This is a genomic window from Serratia sp. HNCC26DJ244 (genome assembly GCF_057180565.1).
In genome coordinates, this window is record NZ_JBXUGO010000119.1 from 1 (window position 1) to 442 (window position 442).

General features: G+C 46.6%; 2 tRNA genes. Both read right to left on the bottom strand.

From position 1 onward, the window contains the following. Window positions 1-117: 117 nt before the first annotated feature. A tRNA-Ala gene (locus AC2A06_RS18860) sits at window positions 118-193 on the bottom strand. 147 nt (window positions 194-340) lie between these two features. After that, window positions 341-417, bottom strand: a tRNA-Ile gene (locus AC2A06_RS18865). Window positions 418-442: the final 25 nt, after the last annotated feature.

Consider the following 442-nt stretch of genomic DNA (forward strand, 5'->3'; position numbering starts at 1 on the left):
CAGTTAACTCATTGATGCGCTGAAGTTTCAATTTTCAGCTTGTTCCAGATTGTTAAAGAGCAAAATACTTCGCAGCATACTGTTTCCAGTACACTCTGAAGTATATTCAATGACTTATGGTGGAGCTAAGCGGGATCGAACCGCTGACCTCCTGCGTGCAAGGCAGGCGCTCTCCCAGCTGAGCTATAGCCCCATACAGTCACTTGCAGAGACCTTTACTACCACTCGGAGAGTCACATTATCTTTTTAAGACAATGTAATTTCTTTTCAGGCAAGGCATGCGGAAGGGACGTTTACTTGGGTAAACGACCGCGCGCATAACGCAGCATCAAAAGAAATTTGGTAGGCCTGAGTGGACTTGAACCACCGACCTCACCCTTATCAGGGGTGCGCTCTAACCACCTGAGCTACAAGCCTATAAAGGTATTTCTGCTCGTTACTT